The sequence below is a fragment of the Phycisphaerae bacterium genome (assembly GCA_035275405.1).
Taxonomy (GTDB): Bacteria; Planctomycetota; Phycisphaerae; order UBA1845; family UTPLA1; genus DATEMU01.
Window position 1 is genome coordinate 528,533 of record DATEMU010000015.1, and the last position, 19,904, is coordinate 548,436.

A 19,904-nucleotide genomic window follows, 5' to 3' on the forward strand; every position below is an offset into this window, starting at 1 on the left:
AGCTTTGGACCATCGATACCAGCGGTACCGGCCGGCAAGTTGATCCGCTATCGGGCCAGACGCTTGATACGATTTCGACTGGTTTGACCACGCACAACGGCTTGGGAAGCGACGGGGGTGGCTTATACATGAGCTATGATCCCGGCGGTCAGACTTTCTTCAAACCGATTCTGCCGGACGGCCCACCCCAGGCGACACCGACCTTTGGGGCCCGCGACATGACATCAGACGGTCCCGGCACTTTGTGGTATTCCGATTTCGATGAAGGAAAAATTGTCAAAATGACAACGGGCGGGAGCTTGTTGGAACAATTCCCTGCACCGGGTGGTTTTGGTGCCGAAGGAATTGAGTGGGATGGGGAACATCTTCTGTTTAATCCAACTGATGGCCGCACGCTTTATCTGATCGACCCGTCATCACCCCACCAAACAGAATGCACCATCGACCTGACGTCGTTGGACGATGTCTACCTTGGTGACACGGCGTGGGATGGATCATACCTTTACAATCCGAGGGGACAGACCATTCAGGTCATCGGCTTTCAGGTCTCTTGTTGTCCCTGGACCGAGCAGCAGTCGGGTGCCCTGACGGCGCGCTCTTACCATGCGATGGCCTACGACTCTGACCGCGATCGCGTGGTTCTCTTCGGCGGTTACGAGTCCGGCTTACCTAGCGGTACTACGTGGGAATGGGATGGGATGGCATGGGTCCAGGTAGCGTCCTCCGGCCCGTCGCCGCGCACTCATTTCGCGATGGCATACGACGCCGCTCGCCACGAAACCGTGGTCTTCGGCGGCCACATAACTTCTGGGGTCGAATCGAATGAGACGTGGACATGGAATGGATCGATCTGGACATACAAAACGAATACCGGCCCCTCCAGCAGGCACCGTCATCGGATGGCCTACGACAGTGTGCGTGGCCGGATTGTTCTCTTTGGCGGCGCGAGTGGCGGCTCGCCCCAAGGCGATACCTGGGAATGGGATGGAACGAGCTGGACGCTCATGCCGACGCTCGGGCCGGCATCGCGCTTCGACCACGTGATGGCCGACAATGGCCAAGGCCGTGTGGTTCTCTTTGGGGGGTCCTCGGGACAAAACATCGGACTTTCGGATACGTGGGAGTGGGACGGTGCAACGTGGACTCCGATTGCCGGTAGCGGACCGTCCGCCCGGTTTCTGCACGCGATGGCGTTCGATAGTTTGAACGGTCGCGTCCTCCTGTTTGGTGGTACGAATGGCGGGTACACGAACCCGCTTGGAGATACATGGCAATACGGGAACGGCGGCTGGACGATGATTGCCTCGTGCGACCCGCCGCCGCGGTTCGCCCACGACATGGCCTATATGGGTGGTTCCCACCAAGTCGCCGTGTTGTTCGGGGGAGGTAACCAGCCGGAACCGTCTCCAGCGTTAGGCGATACGTGGGAATTTGGGGCCAACGATCCAGATGCAGATACTATCCCTGACCCTTGCGATAACTGCGCCACTACAGCCAATCCAGATCAGTCGGATGCCGATTTCGACGGTGTTGGCGATGCCTGCGACAATTGTCCGACCTTTTTGAATCCTGCTCAGATTGATGGCGATGCGGACGGGGTCGGTGATGCCTGTGATAACTGCCCCGGCGATCCCAACCCTGACCAATCCGACTGCGATGCGGACGGCCTAGGCGACTCTTGCGATGATGATGACGACAACGACGGCGTGCTAGACGATATCGACGTGTGCGATTGTACTCCCGCGTGTTTGATCGACACAATTAACGGCCAGGGCCGCCCCCGCGCCGACCTCAATGACGATTGCGAAGTCAACGCCTTGGACATCCAGCCCTTCCTCGATGACATAATGTGCCAGTAGCGATCGGAGGCTACCGGACGGCTGGCGAGCATCAGTCTTGCATCCCGACGTTGCTCGCCTGCCGTCACTTGACCCCGCCCCAACGAGAATTCGGTGCCATTTTTAGTCTGCTCGGGGGACTCCCCTCGCTAGTCAATCTAGCTCTTCCCATCCCTGACGCCACGTTGGTTATCCCTACCTGAAAATATTTTTCAAAAACCCTGAGCGCCGGAGGTACAGATAGCTATATACCATATTATGGACATATGGCCCCGGTTATCATAGATTTGTCATACCTACTAGTGGATGCCTTGCACTAAACGTAGATGGATCGACGAGAGATGACGAAAGCGGAAGGCAAAGTCGAATTACGCAAACGAGCTCTTGACGCTGGAATTGGCGCGATGGCTCGAAACCGCGCTTTGCTTTTCACCATCAATATCGTCGTAGCCGTATTGTTGGTCACCGTCTACCTCGAGCGCTGGAGTTTCGACCTTAGCCTTCGTCGTGGTTATTTACTGGCAATCGAGGATATAAAGAAACAGCTTATTGCGCGCGGACTTCCGGGCGACCTCGTAAGCGAGGGTGACGTTGATGGGATTGAAAAGGTGGTTTTCGAAAAAAGAACAACAACGACGATGCCAGAAGATTGGCTCGAAGCGGTGAGCTTTCAAATGTTTCGCCTGAGGCGCATCAAGAACGACATGGGGCAGATCGCGTTGCCGGCGAGTCAGGGATTACCAATCGGGCTGGTTGTACCGCGAAACGATTTGGTACCAATTGCCGGATTATTCTTATTGATCCTCTACTCGTGGCTTTGCTTCTCGTTCCGACAACTGGGTTCTATCGTGACGACGCTTCGCAACACTTTTGTTGCCGAGGATTCCGATAGACCCGACAAGGAAAACGCAGCGTTATTCCGCAAGATAATCGAGTTGCACTTCCTTTTCCGCACGTCGAAGCGAGGGCCAGCGCGTTTCTTTGTGTTAGCGTTGTTTTATTCATCACCGATAGCAATGGCGATCTGCCTGCTGAACGACTTTATTTCGGTCAGCGGAGCGGGCGAACCATTTCGCGCCATGCTCAGGGCCATCTCCAGCCCTCGGCTGATACTCGAAACTATTATTACGGTCTGCCTTGGTTTTATCGGCTATCAGATTTATTTGGCAGATCGCGGGATCAATGTCGCTTCGTTCGGAAAACCGCTGATCAGCAACCAAGATGACGACTGATCATCTTTATCATGTTTGCCGAATTCCTCAACCGAGACGTCGTACTCCATCACCTCGATCTCTTGAAAAAATCCGTGGTGACGGAACGGGGCACAAAGTCCAGCGCCGGCCAGCCCACCGCCGACGAGGATGCCCTTCTCACCGAACTCAACCAAGCCGAAGCAAAGGAACGTGTTGCCACAACCGGCCAGGCGAGCTTTGAGCCGCCAACGGATCGCCGTGTTTGGAAGGAAGCGCCTCCCCTGGATGACTACGTGTTCATCAGCAAAGACCCAGTCATCAGCTTGCTGCAATCCGCCCTCGATGAATGTGCTGAATGCGAGGCCTACAACGATGGAAGTCGGGCCGCAGCCCCGCCCGTTGGTCGTCTTGGTGACGAACTCCCCCTGGTCACCGATGAGTCGCTCGGCCGGTCGTTGCAATCGACCCGAGCACGCGACCGTCGCCTCTTCGAAAAGTTCTCCATCACCGATATCGGCTGGGTTCGCTCCAAGGTAGCCGAAGGTATCCGACTCCTGCGTGGCAAACATGAGTTCAATTCCCGCCCCGCGAAAGTCGCGACGATGCCGGACCGCGTGCGGCTCGTCCTGGTCGGCGATTGGGGAACAGGCCTTCCCCGCGCCCAAGCGGTGGCCGCTCAGATGCGAATCAAGATCGACGAGGCCTTGGCCCAAGGTGTCTCCGTCCATGTCATCCATCTGGGCGATGTCTATTACTCAGGTTGGGGTCGTGAATACAAAAAGCGATTTCTGCCCTACTGGCCCGTCCGTGCCGGCGAGGCCCAACGCGTCGGCTCCTGGTGTCTCAATGCCAATCACGACATGTATTCGGGCGGGTACGGTTATTTCGGCGACGCGCTGGGTGATCCGAGGTTTGCCGCCTGGCAGAACGATGGGCACAAACCCACGAGTTTCTTTAGCCTCGTCAACGCCCATTGGAAAATCCTCGGCCTGGATACCGGCTGGGATAACGCGGGACTGAAGGACCCCCAGAATCAATGGCTCGAGGACGAGCTGCGATCGGCCGGCGGTCGCAAGACACTCCTTCTTAGCCATCACCAACTCTTTAGCGCGTTCGATGAAGTCGCTTCGACACTGGTCAAGAAAGTGACTCCGATCTTAAGTCGCAATCCCGTCACCGCCTGGTTCTGGGGCCACGAACATCGCTGCATGTCGTTCGCCGCTCACGCCAACGTGAAGTTCGGCCGTTGCGTCGGTGATGGCGGCGTCCCTGTCTATCAATGGCACAAGGAGAGTGATCCCTATCCGCCGCCTGGTCTCTACGAGCATCGACGGTTCATCCTCAATGGACTCGAACGCTGGGCTTACATGGGCTTCGCCGTACTTGATTTGACGAACGACAAAATCGAGGCCAAGTACGTCGATGACAAAGGCATCGAGCATCGCCGGGAGACTATTTCGTAAGAGGTGAATCCCTGGGGAAGTTCGCTAGCCAACATGCTCGGATGGAAACACGAAGACGAGAGGAGGTTCGAGGATGAGCGCTCGCCCATTGGTTGTCGGCCTGAATGGATGGGGCCTTTTGCCCGGACCTAATGGACGGGAAGGGATCGATGCCATCGGGAAAGGAATTCTCGCGGGAATAAATAGCCATCGGATCGAAGGGGGTCTGCCTGCGTACACCAATGGCTATGTTCCCCTCAACGGCGGTGACGGCGTCGATCAAGTCAAACTCCGCGGGTTGATGGCCGACTATGGGGCTGATCCGGCTGACGGTCTCATCCTCGTTGGTTACAGCGATGGGGCGACGACCATTCACCGGGAGTTTCGCAAGGGATTCGCGCGCGAGTCATTGAAATCAGCGTGCCTGACCTTCGTCGCCCTGATCGACATGGTTCGAGAGCGTTTTTCTTCACCGTTCGTGAACCTCGTTTCCAATAAGGCGATTCCGCTGCAAGACGCTCACCTAATCCGTGCCGGGAAAGTCTATTACCAGAACAGCGGGCTGTGGCAGGGTTTCGCCCAAATCGGTCCCCTGGAATCGATGCGGTTCGAAGGGGTGGACCATGTCACTATCGATCAATCGCCACTGCTCCTTCGGGCTGTGATTTATGATGCCGTAAATGCCTATCGCTTGCATGGTCCCACCGCACCAAGGACCTGAAAGAGAACGCATCTTTCCTCTGCGATGGGTTGTCTCATTCTTGGGGCGCAATGTCACCGTCGTCTGGTCAGGACGCCTGCGCTCAGTCTCCGCGATATACCTATTGGCCGAGACTAAAGAGTCCCCCCCTCGAGAAGCCGGTTCCATTTTTGGTCCGCTCGGGGGCTTCCCCGCGCTTGTCAAGCTAGCTATTCCCCTCTCCGGACACCGCGTGGGGCGTCCCCCCCTGAAAATATCTTTCAATAACCATGAGCGCCGCGGGCGCAGATGTCTTTATAACCCTAGGGAGATCGTGCGCCGCAACGATCGATCTACAGGGAGGGGCGACCCGCGCGGACCTCAAGTGTTTTGCTAACGCGATAAGGGAAAACCCGTACGTGGAGGATCAACGCAAGAAGAGTGGCAGGCTCGAGCCTGACCTCATGGCCGTTTGTAAATGCTCGGGGTGCCGCCAGATGCGAGAGGGAAACTCAAGAATCCCAAAGCCAAGGCTGCAGGCAGGAAGCCAGATGGATTCGCGCGACAGGGGTTAGGTCGCGGAAAAAAGAAAATTCTCATGACAGATTCGACACGGTCACGGCGAATAACCGGGTGTGAGCTTTCGGAATCGCGTCGGGCACACCGAGGATTCAAATAAGACTGACCACTAGAATCGGGCGCTTTGGAGGTTAATCTACTGGCTGTGTTTCGTATGGGCGGGGTGAAATCCGGATGCAGGGTCGCTTGTGATCGCGACATTGGGATCGAATCAGGCGGCACGTGAATCTGGCGCGCGCGTTCGACACCCTAGCCTGTGGAGGCAACCGTGAAGGTTTCGTCCCGGGAATACAAGGCAATGCTGGACCACACCAGGTTCGGCGATCGGTCCGTTGCCGTGAAGCAGTATTGGGAAGAAGCGGCAGAGATAATGAAACGTGCAGACAACGTCAAGGCCATGGGCGACTTCGACCGAAAAGAGAAGCGGACAATTGCCTTCCTCGATACTCCGGATCTTTCAATCAGCCGCAATGGTTTCGTGTTGCGCCGGCGCGCGCAGAGCGATTCGGTTCAGTACACGCTGAAGTGCCGATCCGACGATCGGTACTTCGCTGCCGGGATTGTCTTGCGCGCCGCAGATGGGCTAGACAGTAAGGGCAAGTTGGAGGAGGACATCGCGCCGCCCTTCCAGTGCCGTTTCTCGAATTCGGCGACACTCACCCTCGCCGAGGCGCAGGATGAACTACCTACAACGCTCGCCGCGGCGGCCGCGCTGTTTCCGGCGCTGGCGGCGCTCCGGGTAGATGGTCGCGCCTGCCCCGGAGATACGCCCCTCAGCGAAGTGCACAAAATCGAGGCGTTTGAGCGTGTATATGCTGGACCAAGACTCCTGTTCGATCTACCCGGTAGCGCGAACGCCAGCGTCGCGCTCATACTTTGGTCCAACGGTGAGAACGGGCGGGCTCTCGCGGCGGAGATATCGTTCCGAATGAAGGACCCCGACGAGCAGTTTGGGCGAGAGCTTGCCCGGGGCGCGCGGATGGCGTTTGGGCTGTTACAGGGGATGGACTGGTGCCGGCCAGATTCCCCGACGAAAACCCAATTTGTCTATGGCGGTGCGGTTGGCGAGTAGCGCCGCGTAATCGCCTCAATGTGATGGTTCACTGAACTGCTTATTTGGCGAGCGCGGACGATGGCTATCAATCTCGTTGCGTACCAGTGGCTTTCGATGACCGGGATCGCGTCATCCTCGGACGAGGCCAGGGCGGATGGGAGTACTGTCGAAACCGGGGCGCACCTGCGATGGAGCATCGGCGGCGATTTGGGGTTTCCCCAGTTTGGGTTCGATCTGTTCCGTAGGGAAGAAGATGGTCCCGCACGCATCGTCTGTCTTGACCTCCGGTCTGAGTCACCCATCGGCTCGTTGGATCCAAAATACTTGGGCAAGAATGAGTACACTTGGACGATCACCTACGGCACAGTGGATTACCAGTTCACCCTGCGCACCGAGGCAGATGCGTTTTCTTGGATGGGCGGCTGCTGTTCAACGGAGACTCCAAAAGGCAGCCTTTCGATCCCGGGCGAGGCGACGACCGAGGTTATCCCACCCGCGGGCACGCGCTGGATCAGCATATGGCTGGAGTACGAGGAGGACCCCGATGCCGCTCAGGCTTTCTATGGCGACGAGGTCGTAGATGAAGCTTGGCCCGAAATCATCGATGGGCAGGCAACGTATATCCTCCAAGCAAACCGGATTGACCGTGTGGTTTTCACAGGTCTGAATCTCCGCATCTGTGAGATCTGCGTCAAGGTCGGTGACACAGTTTTGAAGCCGGACGGAGCGGGTGGTTGGACCGGATGGAAAAAACTCAACTCCGAGAGGATTCACCTCCCGGTGACTCGGCCGTCCGTATGGCCTGGGTCTCACGCGAATAGTCCGAACGACGACCGTGAGGCGGAAGCGCGCCTGCCCGATGGGCTAAGTGCGGATGTTGCGGAGAAATACATTGAGGGATTCTCAAGCGACTTGCATCCCATTCTCTGGCGGCTCGTTGGCGCCAATCCACAGCACCGGCTCATACTGACCGCGGACGGAGAACCTGAGGACGAGAATCTGTCCATCCGGGCCTCTCCCCGGAACCAGACGGAAGCCTTGGGAATGCTCAAGCTGGCCGCTCTCGACCCGAATGTGGCGCGAATCCTGGGGCTGTACTGGCATGACGCAGACGTCGAAGAGCATTGGTACTACGATTACCTCATCGTCGGTTATTGGGGCCCCGTGCCCTATCCAGGGACACACATCACTTTCGACGATCTCACGATTGGTCGGCTTTTCAACCTGCCCTTGAAGCATGAGGGGCTGACAATTGCATACGTGGGTCAAATGGAAATCGTTTCCGCCCGCTGGGAAGGGCGCATCCGCAATTCCCTCGAGCTCGACTCTGCCCTTCTGGGTCGGCCAATCTATCTGAGGCTCGATGAACCGACCGCTGCCGCTACGCTTTACCTCATCGCGGATGCAGATGTGACCATCCGCACCGTGAACGGTGACTCTTATGACTCGGAGCGATCCATACCCGCCGGGCCGCAAACGGTCAATCTGACGGGATCGCCCTTGATCGACGGCATCGAGATCGAATCGACGGGCTCTGTCCAACTGGTCGAGGTCATCCTGCGACCCGAGGCTGGGAACGTCGGCACTCTGGGTTTTATCAGCTATGAGCACAGCCTGGACAAGGACTACCCCGTCCTCGATCCGGTTATGTCAAAGCCCCAAAGGATCCCGCGCGCAGCTCATGGGAGCGCCGGCTCTGCACTGGTCGACGCGCCCAATGCGGTCGCCCTTTCGTGGGTTGCCCCGACGAGTACAGCCTATGAAGAAGCGGCGGGGATCCCCTTGTCGTACTGGGTCGAACGGAGGACGGGAACCAGCGGAGGAGATTCGGAGCGATTGAACGAGGGGGAACCTGCCATCATCCCCAACAATGCGGAGGACAATCGCGGTGAGCAGTGGAAGGACTGGCCGAATCCTATTTACTTTGCGGACGCGGGCCTGCCAGACGGCACCTATGAGTATGCGGTACAGGGTATCGACCTCTTTGGAAGACTCAGCAGCATCAGCGCCTTTGAACCAATTGAACTCGCCGATACGTTCGCTCCTCCTCCTCCACGACTTGTGGGGGTTTCCTACCTGGATCCTGAGAATCCCTTGCTGACCTCGGAAGAATCGGCGCTCGTCGAGGCCCACGGAGCTGGGCTGAGGGTCCGCTGGGAATGGCCCGGCATCCAAAGGATGCAGGCACCTGACATGGAGGCGGGAAGTAGCGCAGAATTTCGCGTGTACCTGCAACGTGGTCCCCTCAACAGCATTACGGGCATCGTTACCAGCGTCACAGTCGGCGCGTCCACATCGGTTCTCCGTACGGACCAGACGTGGGGAGGAACGGCAGATGCACTGAAAGGACAGTGGATTCGGGTTGGGCAGAACTTCTTTCAGGTTAAGGGAAACACGGTAGGAGCGCGGTTCCGGATCACGGTAGCGAACCTCAAGAATCCTGCCGTCGTCTCGGAGCCGGGGCGCTTCGCGCTTACCTTGGACCGCTCTCTGGCGGGTGACTTCCGCGCCCCGGAGACTTGGCAGGAACGGATACACGTCGAATCCGTCGCGGACATGCCCATCCTCAGCGGGCGCATTGATCGAGTGGACGCCTTTTCGGAGCAGGGACTTCTCGGCCTCGAGCCGGACAGTGACCTTGTGCTTGATGAGGAGTTGACGCCAGGAGTGCTCGTCGTCTCGGGCTTGATTTATCGTGTCATCGAACACACGGATAAACTTGTCGTCCGTCCGCTGCGCACTCCCGCCTCTGACGTCGCCGCGCCGGCCGCCGGCGCGTCCCCGAAAGAAGGCGATGAGTTCACGTACTTCCCGGGTCGAAAGTACGAACACTACATCGACGGTTTCGATCTCACGCCTGCGGATGGGGAGAGTACGGCGATTGCCCATGTCGGCGTTTCGGCCAGTGACGGCAAATCTCATGTGCCGGACGACGCCAAGTGGGCCTCCGGTTCCTTCGGAGGAAGGCCGGGGAACGAGAGCGCCGTCTCGGTTCCGGGAAAGGCGGTCAACACCCGACGCGGCGCGCGGGCCTTTTTCCCCGACGTGGACCAGGCCGCGGGAGAGGAGTGGACGTACGCGGAGCCCGCAGACTTCTATGGGAACGCTCACTACACGATCGAGTGGCCGAAGCAGTCTGGCGCGGAAGGTTATGCAGTGTATCGCGCATCTGGGCATGCGCTGTTCACGTTCGACCGCGAGCAGCGCAGGCTCCGAACCGCTACCGACTACACCGACTACGAGTTCGGCGATGACCCAGGTTTCTCAGACTGGAAGTCGGAAAACTATCCCGATCTCGAACTGGACGATGCCTTCACCGAGGTTTTGACCACCCTGACGAACGCTAGGGCCAAGGAAGTCTTGGCATTCTGGCGAGACTGGCAGGCGAGGTTCTACGACGAGCTTCTGCCGTCGAAGGTCGAAGAGCTTGCCGGTAAGGCGTGCAATACGGGTGCGTTCAGCCGAATCACGCAGGACCCTATCACCACCATCACCTACCGTGATACTTTCGACGGCCGGGGGCGGGGGTGCTACGTGTGGCGAGTCCGTGCCATCGATGCATCGTGCAATCTGAGCAACTGGTCGTCGCCGCTATTGCCCGTCGCTGTCTGCGATATCAGTTCCCCCGCCACCCCCGTCATCCTCTCAGCCCTCGGCGGCGAACGCTCCATCACGCTTACCTGGAGAGCGGGAACGGAGGACGATCTCGTGGAGTACCGCGTGTGGCGGGCAACGGATGAGCTGACGCTGCAAGACGTACGCCGCATGGAACCGACCAGCACCATTCCCGCCGCACCCGGGACGACGGCAGGAGCACTGGAAGACTCGGGCTTGCTTGGCGGCACCGACTACTTCTATCGGCTCGCCGCAGTGGACGCCGATGGCAACGTGTCGAGTCCCACTGCTGTAGTCTCTGTCCGCGCTATAGACACAGCGCCGCCGGACCCTCCCGCCTTCACCGTTTCCGAGTGGCAGGAAGCCACGGGAGTGCTCGGAGTGCACCTGGGGTGGGATCCCATCGCCGACGGATTCCAGGCCCTCGTTGAGCGCCGCGCCGCCACACTGACGGAGTGGTCAGCTGTATCGGCGTGGATCCTGTCTGGCACTGACGCATTCGACGACAGCTCGGCGCTGCCGCATGTGAGTTATGTCTACCGGCTCCGGGTGAAGTCCGGCACCGGTCTGCTCAACTCGGAGTTCATAGAGACGGAAGTCAGGGCCCTTTACGCATTGCCCGATTGACGAAGCACCTCAGCTACGAGCGCGAACGATGGCAAGCGACCAATCCCTCACGCTGGCGATGCCCGTAGGACTTCATCCAACCGGCGAAGACCCGGAGACGTTCTACGCCGAGTTGGAATCCCGCATCGAAGCGCAGACCTCAACAGCGAGCGTCGTCTCCATCTGGACCGACCCCAACGATCGGTACTCCGGTATTTACGCCATGATCAAGGCCGCGGTCCGTTACGCACCTACCGGTGCGCCCGGCCTGGACGGAACCACTCCCGTCACAACTCCCACCCTCATCTGCCGGACCTGGGTATGGGACTACCTCTCGCTCCAGTCCGCGTCCGGCGGCAGAAGCGTTCCGACACTCGTGGTCGCCGTGTACTCAAACCTCGACGAAGCAGCCGTCCGCATCGACATCACTGTCGAGTTCGCGGCCAACCCGGTGTATGCCGACTTGACCAGCGACGAGCGAGCGGCCGCGGTCGACGAGTTCATGAGCGGCGACTCGGTTGTGCTCGTCAGCGCTGGAACCAGGCTGGGCCGGGGTGCGCAAGACACCGCGCACGCCTCCGCTTATCGCAAGGTGGAGCTATCGCTCCACGATGCAGAAAGTTCGCTTCTCGCGCCCGCGTTTCAGTTTTCCGTGTTCGCCACCCTCGGCGGCCCACTGGTGGACGCCCACCCCCTCTTGAAGTTGCTCCAAGGTCCGCTCATGCCAGCAGTTGCACCGGTAGAGGGCGGCACCCGCGTGAGCTTTCGCGGCTCAGGCCTTTCGGATTCGTCTTCGATCACGTTCGGAACAGTGGCAGGGACCGACCTACACGCCTCTACCGATGGCACTCTTTTATATGCGACAGTACCCGAGGGGGAAGAAGGGACGGTGGATGTCTCAGTTGACGGGACCGTGTATCCCGCCTCATTCTCCTATACACAGGACGTCGTCACGACTGCGGTCGCAGCCATCGACTCCTTCCGAGTTCGCGTGCAGGAAATCACCGAACGCGCTGCGACGCTCTTGGGTCTTGGCGAGCTTGATGAAGAGACACAGTCCGGCCTATATCAGGACTTAGACAATGCCGGTGAGACGACGGGTCAAGTGATAGCCGGTCGTTGGAAGCAGTCGGGTGACGCGGCATTAGACCCCGCTGTCAGTGAACATCTCGAATCGGCCCAAGCAGAGCTGGAAGCACTGCTCGCGAGCGCAAGCAGTGCGATTGGTTGAGTAGTCCACCCGAGTAGCATCACATGGCACTTGCTGACTTTGACTTCTCGACACCTGACCTCTTCAGCGTTGTCCGCGACAGCTATCTTTCGGACAATGGCTTATTCGCTCGACGCGACCCAACATATGGTTTCCACTTTGTAATTGCTGATGCCGCGTTCTACGATCTCGAAGTATTCGAAGTTACGGGCTCCACGTTTTCAGGCACCGCAGCGGAGGCCTCCACCGCTGATGGTCTGCGCGTCGTCATTAACGGGCCGAAATACTCCGTTCCCCTCTTCGGCGATACGACATCGTCAGGGCCGATCATCCAGGACGGTAGAGCCCATGATTCATATGTTAAGATGGATTCGTACTACATTGGAAAAATGCCCGGGAGGGGAATTGACGTGTATTCGGTGGGTCGGGCCCAGAGCACGGCGATACTTGATCCGCGCGACGCGCCCGGTACTGAGTTCAGCCACGCCGTCGGGTCACTCGTGCCCTTGCTGCATGATGGAATTCCCTTCGGAATATCCAACATGAGCGACGATGCGCGAATCACGCAAATCGCGAATACTGGGCTGGCGGGCGAGTGGTTCCCGTACTTTGCTCCAAAGGGCAAGCCGATATACGGGCTTCATCGATCGAAGCGCCTCCTGTTTTTTCTCGCTCAGAAGGATGCAACACTGCCCGGAATACAGATCGAGCCATTGCTCAAGTTGCTCGTGGAGCACAACGTAAGCGACGCGGTGATTGGAGATGGCAGCGACTCCGTCGGATTGGTCGTTGATGGAGTCGCAGAAATCACTCCCTGGCCCGGAAAGAACGCCACAATACCATGGGGTCTGGCGCTCCGGCTTGCCGCGCCGGTCGTCAAGACCGGCTCAACCACCATCACCGACACGAGCGATTCATCGTTAGCGCCTTACATCGGAGCCCCATTGGACCCAGGTGCAGCAGCGGATTTCAAATGGACCGCGGCGGGACTCCAGGTCACCGTCCAATCCCTCGGTGGAGGATTCGATGCTTCCACGTTTCACCTGAGCGAGCTCCCAGTCATTCTCACAGCGGTGAGCGGAAAGGACCTTGCCGAGGAAGTGACTTTGCAGAGCAGCGATGGGCTATTCGAGATAGTCTGCGCCATGGACGCAGGAGCATCTGATCGGGGGACTATTATAGGAACTTTCTCCATTTTTGAGTCTACGGGCGCTGGGCTAGCAGTCGTATGCCGGGGCACACTTTCATGGCCCCTCACCTAATGAAGGCAGGCTCATGACCACTCAAACCTTCATCTCGCTCCGCCAGCTCGCCTCCTCCTGGAACGACGCCATCCTCACCGCCCCCGATGGCGATTCCTTTCTCGACCGCGTCGGCATCTCCTCCTACGAGGTCTCGGAGTCAGACGACACCACCGTTGTCTCCCTCACCATCGAGTTCGACGGCGAGATCGGCTTCTCAGTTCCCGGCATGGACGGGATGGGCGCTTATCTGGGACAACCCGACGGCTCGACGTCGCTCGAAATCGAAGTCGAGCTTCACGGCGAGAGTGGTTTGGACGGGTTCCAAGTGCGTCTTCCGGCCGTGAGTGCCGTCCTGCGGTTTGCTTCGCTCCTGAGGCCGGTCCGCGATGAAGACGGCGCCTGGGTTGTGGAAACCGATTCAAATGGAGCAGCGCTCCCACTTGATCTCGGAATCACTGCTGTCAGTGTATCCATCGACAGTGACGGCGACATCGACGTCTCGCTGCCTGACATTGCCCCGTTTGTCTCACTGCCCCCCGCCATGATCGGCGACACCGGAGTCGTGATCGAGGCAGACCAGATCGGCCTCTATTTTAGCTCCCAAGCCGCACTTCCCTCCGGCGCTCCGGCCGGCTTCAAAGGCCTCTACCTCGACTCCGCCCGCGTTTACCTCCCCTCCGAACTCAAGGACCTCATCGCCGACGAAGTCGAGTTCAAGGACTGCTACATCGGCTCCGGCGGCTTCACCGGCAGCGTTTCCTTCTCCGGGTCCAAGACCGCCACCCTCTTCGGTTTCACCTTCACCCTGACTTCGGTAGAACTCTCCTTCGTCCAGAACGCCATCGTCAAGGGCGCCATCTCCGGCAAGCTCACCATCCCCTTCTTCAACAAGCAAGTCAATGTCGCCCTCAGCCTCTCATCCGACGGCGGATTCGCAGTCACGCTCGCCGACGCAGACAGCGACAGCGTGGTCTCTCTGACGCTCGACGGCGTCGGCACGCTCAGCATCACCAGCCTGGGCCTCGGGGTCGAAGACGGAGAGGCCACCCTAGCTCTCTCCGGCACCCTCTCCCTCACCCTCGCCGATCTCGATTGGCCCGACGTCCAGATCCAAAACCTCCGCATCTCCTCCGACGGCGAGGTCCAGATCGACGGCGGCTGGATCGACCTGCAGGAACCGTTCTCATTGGACCTCTACGGCTTCCTCATGGAGATCACGCAGATCGGCTTCGGCAACGAGGATGACGGGCGGCGGTGGTTTGGCTGCTCAGGCGGGGTGGCCTTCCCCAAACCGCTCCCGATGGGCGCCTCCGTTGAAGGCCTGCGCGTCATCTGGGATCCGGACGACCCGGACAAAGCTCCCGAGATCACACTCAATGGCATCGGCGTTGAGCTGACGATTCCGAATCTGCTTCACCTCGACGGGACCGTGGCGCTCTACAACGAGGACGAAAAGAATGAGTTTAAAGGCAACGTTTCCCTGGAACTTTTGCCGCTCGGGGTGAGCCTCGACGCGTCCGTCATCATCGGACAGGAGACCGACGATTCGGGGACGTTCAAGTATAATAGAATCTTCCTCGGCCTCGATCTACCGGTCGGGATTCCGGTGTTTGCCACCGGGACAGCCATCTACGGGATGGCGGGTCTTTATGGATGTAACATCTATCCCGCCACCCACGGAGACGATTGGTACCAATGGTACAAGTCGTCGGGCTTCAAAGTTATTGATGCAGAGTGGGCCGGCCGGGACGACGCGCTGGCGATCGGCGCGGGCCTGACCATCGGCACGCTCTTCGACGGCGGCTATTCGGTCTCCGCGAAAGGACTTCTCGTTTTCCTTTTGCCTGGCCCCGTCATCATGCTCGAGGCCAAGGCGGACATCCTCAAAGGGCTCCCGGACCTCGAGGGAAGTGCCGAAGGAGCGTTCACTGCACTGGCCGTCCTGGACGCCCTCGCCGGGTATTTCCAGCTCAACATCGACGCCCAGCTCGAACTGGCGAAGATCATCGACATCGGGGCATCCGCCGAGGCGTACTTCAGTTTCACCAACGCCTCCGCCTGGCACCTATACATCGGCCAAGACCAGCCTGAGGACCGGCGGATTCATGCCGACGTCCTCGCCCTTTTCCACGCGCATGCCTACTTGATGCTCGACGCATCGAGTGTGCGGTCCGGCTTCGGTGTCAGCTTAGGAGATAGTTGGAAGTTTGGGCCCGTGAAGGTCACGATGGAGGCCTGGCTGGAAGGCGCCGCCGAGGTCAGCGCGAGCCCGGCCCATCTTTACGGCTCAATCGACTTCGGAGGCGAATTCGCGGTCAAAGTGGCGGGTTTCGGCCTGGGTCTCTTCGCCTACACCCAGTTTGAGGGCAACACGCCGACGGCCTACCTGATCAGTGGAAAAGTCGCGGTCGGAATCGATCTACCGAAACCACTGAAGGATCGCGAAATCTCGATCAAACTTGAGTGGAAGAAAGAGGACGTCCCGAAACTTATCGATCCGTTCCAGTCCGCAAGTCTCGAGCATCTCAAGTGCACGGAAACCTGGCCGCTGGAAGTCTCGACAAATGTCCATGAGCCGAGCGAGGTTCCTGTGGATGTTAGTTGGGCGCCATTCGTCCCATTAGATGCGAAACCTGTCATCGTGTTCAACCGGCCGGTCCACTTCAAGGACGATCTGGGAACCGGCGGGGAATCCGAGCCGAACGATCAGATCGTGGGTGATTACTCGATTCAATACGAACTGGTTTCGGTGGAACTGGAACGATGCGGCAAAAGCCTGGACGGGAGCTGGGAAGCTGTTGACTTCGATCCAGGGCAGACCTGTTGGGCGGCCATCGACGGCGGAAGCGGAGAGGTCCTCCCCACCCGCCTCTACCTTGGGGTCCGATCGCCCTTTGCGTATGCGCGGAACAGTTCCAGGGTTGTCGCGGATAGCTTCCTCGCCCTGCACCCCTCGTGGCCATGCGTGGACTCACGTACCGCAACCGAGCAATGCGTGGATTGGGGAGAAAGAGAGTTGATTGGCACGTCTTTCGGCCCGCTCTTTGAGAGGGGCGTTTTGACGTTTTATGCCCCCGAAAGCGTCGAACGGGATGTCATCGAGCATTCCGAATGGACGCCGTCCGTCGGGTTCGCCCTCCGCGTGCTCAACGAGCCACGGTTATCCACGTTCTCTCTCTATGTTGCCTTTCCTGAACCCATGTCAAAGGTGCGCCTCAATTTGGAATGCATCGGCAAGACCACGATCATCGCCTATTCCGGCGGAGTCGAGATTGCATCCGTGGAGATGGAGGACCGCCGGAAGGCTATCTACGGTTCACTGCCCAAAATAGACCTCGACAAACTCCCGATCGTCTCGGATGACGAGCTCGAAATAGAGGCGGAGAACATCGAATGGGTTGAAATCAAGACCCTCCAGTCTGAGAACCGCGATAACGGCTACCTGCTCGAATACGATTCTGATCTGTACGCTCTTCTGCTGGAGGAGAGGATTCTCGTCGAATCGATCTGTTTCACCACACAAAGTGAGGCCGATGCCGTCGCCTGGAACTCAAGTCGAATCGAAAGGTTGATCGCAAGTGGCGAATCCTGGGGAAGCGAGGATCAGGTGTTTGATCCAGAGACGCGCTATCGCCTCAAGATCATCACTTCCGCAACCCTGGAGAAGGAAGGCACAGAGCAGGAACCAGAAGTGTTTACTCACTACGCATACTTCCAGACCGGTGGTCCCCCCGGAATCCTGCCCATTGGGCATGCCATCGCCGATCCTCCCACCGGTTTCCCAGACGCTGGCTTCCTAACCGACCTCCAGCTCTACACGAAGCGCCGCATCCCCGAGGATGGGGCCGTTGCCGTCTACTCCGCATACGACCTCGGAATGGAGCCTAAAGAGAACTACGTCGAGCAGATGTATGGCGCCGACCTCGTAATTCAATTGCGGGACCGCAACGACCAACCGGTCACCGACGGAGCCGGCGAGGAGCTCGAACTCGAGAATCAATGGGGTGAGTCGCCTACGGCAGCAGTGACGACAACCGATACCCAGTACTACGCAGCACTCGAGGACTGTGAGCTTGTGGAAACTGCCGATCTTCTGCGGCCGCAGATGATCTCCGCATCCGCCTCGGCGCTCTTCTACGAGGATTTCGAGGGAACGGACGATTCCTGGGTGGTAGTGGATGAGGGTAGCGAGGAATCCTCGTCCTGGATCGTTTCGGACGGCGAGGCCCGCCAGGAGGGCCTCATGAACGATGGCACATACGGAGAAAAATCTCCTGAGAAACTGGGCACCCTCTTCGTGGCGGGGGATTCCGCTTGGACTGACTTCGCCATGGAAGTCGAGATGGAGTCCGCCCAGAGCGCCATCGGCATCGTTTTTCGGTATTCCGAGAACGATGCCGGAGACCCCAGTTACTACCGACTGAGCGTAGATGTTGACAGTGGGTACCGTCGACTGGTGCGTATGACCGGCGGCGTCGCTACGGTACTCTGGGAGAATACGTTTTTCAGTTCAACGGCTGGCTCTTTCATACCATTTGGTCTTACATCCTTTCCTTTCGACTGGTTGTCCTCAAGCAACCGGGATGCCTATCCATCTGGTGACAAATTCACCTTATGCGTGCGATGCGAGGGAGACCGAATTCGTGGTCAGCTCGATGGGGAGTATCTGTTCGACGTGGAGGACACGGATGCAGAGGCACTCGGCTCCGGGAAAATTGCGCTGTACACCTGGAGAAACGCTGGCGCTCACTTCTACTCCGTGCTGGTGCGAGACTGGCCGGACAATCTCCTGGGAAGCCAGGAACTCTATGCAGCGCGCCTCATGGGCAGTCATGTCCTATTCAATTCCGACCTAGTTGAGAGCTCCTGGCCAGCGAATTACTGGGAGTCGATTGATATCGGCGATCGGGCACTTGTCGGCGAAGGCCAGCCCTGGAAGGATTATCAAGTCCACGTCACTCTCAATGCACTGACTGACCACGGTGCGGGGGTGTTGGTTCGATACAGCGACTCGGATAACTATTGCCGCCTGCTCATCGAAGACGACCTCGATTGGTCGCTAGTCGTTCGCTCTGGAGGAACCGACAAGACTGTGGCGTCCGGCTTCCTGGAGCCCTCCACGTCGAGCTGCCACGTCGTGATAACATGTGAAGGGGGCGCACTTCTCGTCGAGCTGGGTGAGGAGACGGTGTTCGATGACTCACCGGACGGAATGGCGGCGAGCGGATCAGCGGGGCTCCTCGGTAGTCGCGACAGCGTGGCTTTTTCGGAATTCCAAGTCCTCTCAGCTCCTAGACAGTCGGTCCTCGAATGGAAGTTTACAACCTCGCGATACCGCGGGTTTTCCGAACATTGCGACAGCTTCAGTGGGACGGTTTACGAGTTGGAAGCCGCTGGCATGACCGAATCCGGCCTCTCGGAGCTATTCGACACAGACCTCCCCTCTCTGCGCTCTGAAATATCCACTTTGCGAGATGCTGTGGAGGCGGAGCGCGCCTCGCTGGCCGCCGCCTCCGACACAGACCAGGCTGCAAAAATTGATTCGACTCTCTCCGCACTGGAGGCTCTCCACAACTTTGCATGGGAAACTTATGTCGACCTGCTTTCGCGGTTTCTGGGAGAAGATACGTATCGAGCTCTTCCAGAGTCCATTGAGATTCATGCTGTCCACTCCGCGGGAGTGTGGATCGGCCTCCTGATCGAAAGCCCGGAACCGTTCGTCTGGTCGCGTATCGATTGGGAGATGCGTCAAATCAGTAAGGATTCGTTTGCAGTGATCGAAGATCCTCTCGTCGTTTGGAGTGAAGACCAGACTCGCGCCTTAATCATACCGGAGGATCCGGCCGACCTGCCGGAGGGAGAGTATGAATTACGTTTGACCTTTCACTTGGACCGTGGTCCAGAGGCCGCGGTTTTGAGGCGGGGCAGCAGCACTCTCCCCGAGGTCGCATGTCTAACCTTCACTTTGAAGTCCCTAACTGATTAGATTGAAGGCGCGGTGTTGCTCGTCGTCAGGGGTCGGGGCGGAAGAACTGGTTAACAGCTTTTGGTAGCGCCGCGGGGCCAATAGTTGACCGCAAACAAGCGACGTCCAGCTCACCCGCGCGATACGAAAGTACCCGGGCCAACACCGACACTTCTACCCTCCTCAACGGCATGTGCTGGGTGGGGTAATACCACGCCTAACTCTCTGAAATGCAATAAGATAGCGATTGATGGGACTCGAACACGGGACGTCCAAGTTGGGAAAATCTGTGACCGACCGCACAACGGTCAGGAACCCCGTGCCCTGCTACGACCACGAAAATATTTTTCAAAAGCCCTGAGCGCCGGAGGCAAAAAAATCTATATGTACTTAGGGAGGTCGTGCATGAGCTAGGTCGGGAGCCGAGCACTTTGAGCTGACCAATGTGGCCAGCCCGTCAACCTCAGGTGTTTTGCTGA

The 19,904-nt window shown here is 58.5% G+C and carries 10 protein-coding genes; 9 read left to right on the top strand and 1 reads right to left on the bottom strand.

Going from position 1 to position 19,904, the window contains the following annotated elements; translation table 11 throughout:
- Positions 1-128 precede the first annotated feature (128 nt).
- Together VJZ71_20020 and VJZ71_20025 are read left to right on the top strand one after the other, a co-directional pair.
- On the top strand, positions 129-1,859 hold the full coding sequence (locus tag VJZ71_20020; protein HKQ50371.1) for a kelch repeat-containing protein: 1,731 nt from the start codon (positions 129-131) through the stop codon (positions 1,857-1,859).
- 320 nt (positions 1,860-2,179) lie between these two features.
- On the top strand, positions 2,180-3,070 hold the full coding sequence (locus VJZ71_20025; protein HKQ50372.1) for a hypothetical protein: 891 nt from the start codon (positions 2,180-2,182) through the stop codon (positions 3,068-3,070).
- Here the strand turns inward: VJZ71_20025 and VJZ71_20030 are convergent.
- Entirely contained in the window at positions 2,998-3,600 is a 603-nt protein-coding gene (locus VJZ71_20030; protein ID HKQ50373.1) for a hypothetical protein, read from the bottom strand. The two genes, VJZ71_20025 and VJZ71_20030, sit on opposite strands and share 73 nt — an antisense overlap.
- A 33-nt stretch (positions 3,601-3,633) precedes the next feature.
- On the opposite strand from VJZ71_20030, the gene VJZ71_20035 reads away from it, so the two are divergent.
- From VJZ71_20035 to VJZ71_20065, 7 genes are all read left to right on the top strand, one after another.
- Positions 3,634-4,494 carry a metallophosphoesterase gene (locus VJZ71_20035; protein ID HKQ50374.1) on the top strand — a complete coding sequence of 287 codons (861 nt, stop codon included), beginning with the start codon at positions 3,634-3,636 and terminating at the stop codon, positions 4,492-4,494.
- Between the two features lie 73 nt (positions 4,495-4,567).
- Complete coding sequence (locus VJZ71_20040) at positions 4,568-5,194, top strand: hypothetical protein (GenBank protein ID HKQ50375.1); 627 nt, start codon at positions 4,568-4,570, stop codon at positions 5,192-5,194.
- Positions 5,195-5,999: 805 nt separating this feature from the next.
- On the top strand, positions 6,000-6,803 hold the full coding sequence (locus VJZ71_20045; GenBank protein HKQ50376.1) for a hypothetical protein: 804 nt from the start codon (positions 6,000-6,002) through the stop codon (positions 6,801-6,803).
- Positions 6,804-6,863: 60 nt separating this feature from the next.
- Positions 6,864-11,027 (top strand): fibronectin type III domain-containing protein, encoded by a 4,164-nt coding sequence (locus VJZ71_20050; protein HKQ50377.1) that lies wholly within the window; start codon positions 6,864-6,866, stop codon positions 11,025-11,027.
- Positions 11,028-11,055: 28 nt separating this feature from the next.
- Entirely contained in the window at positions 11,056-12,237 is a 1,182-nt protein-coding gene (locus VJZ71_20055; GenBank protein ID HKQ50378.1) for an IPT/TIG domain-containing protein, read from the top strand.
- 23 nt (positions 12,238-12,260) lie between these two features.
- Positions 12,261-13,478: a hypothetical protein gene (locus VJZ71_20060; GenBank protein HKQ50379.1), complete on the top strand. Its 1,218-nt coding sequence runs from the start codon at positions 12,261-12,263 to the stop codon at positions 13,476-13,478.
- A gap of 13 nt (positions 13,479-13,491) precedes the next feature.
- Positions 13,492-19,446, top strand: a complete 5,955-nt coding sequence (locus VJZ71_20065) for a family 16 glycoside hydrolase (protein HKQ50380.1) — start codon at positions 13,492-13,494, stop codon at positions 19,444-19,446.
- The last annotated feature ends 458 nt before the right edge of the window (positions 19,447-19,904 follow it).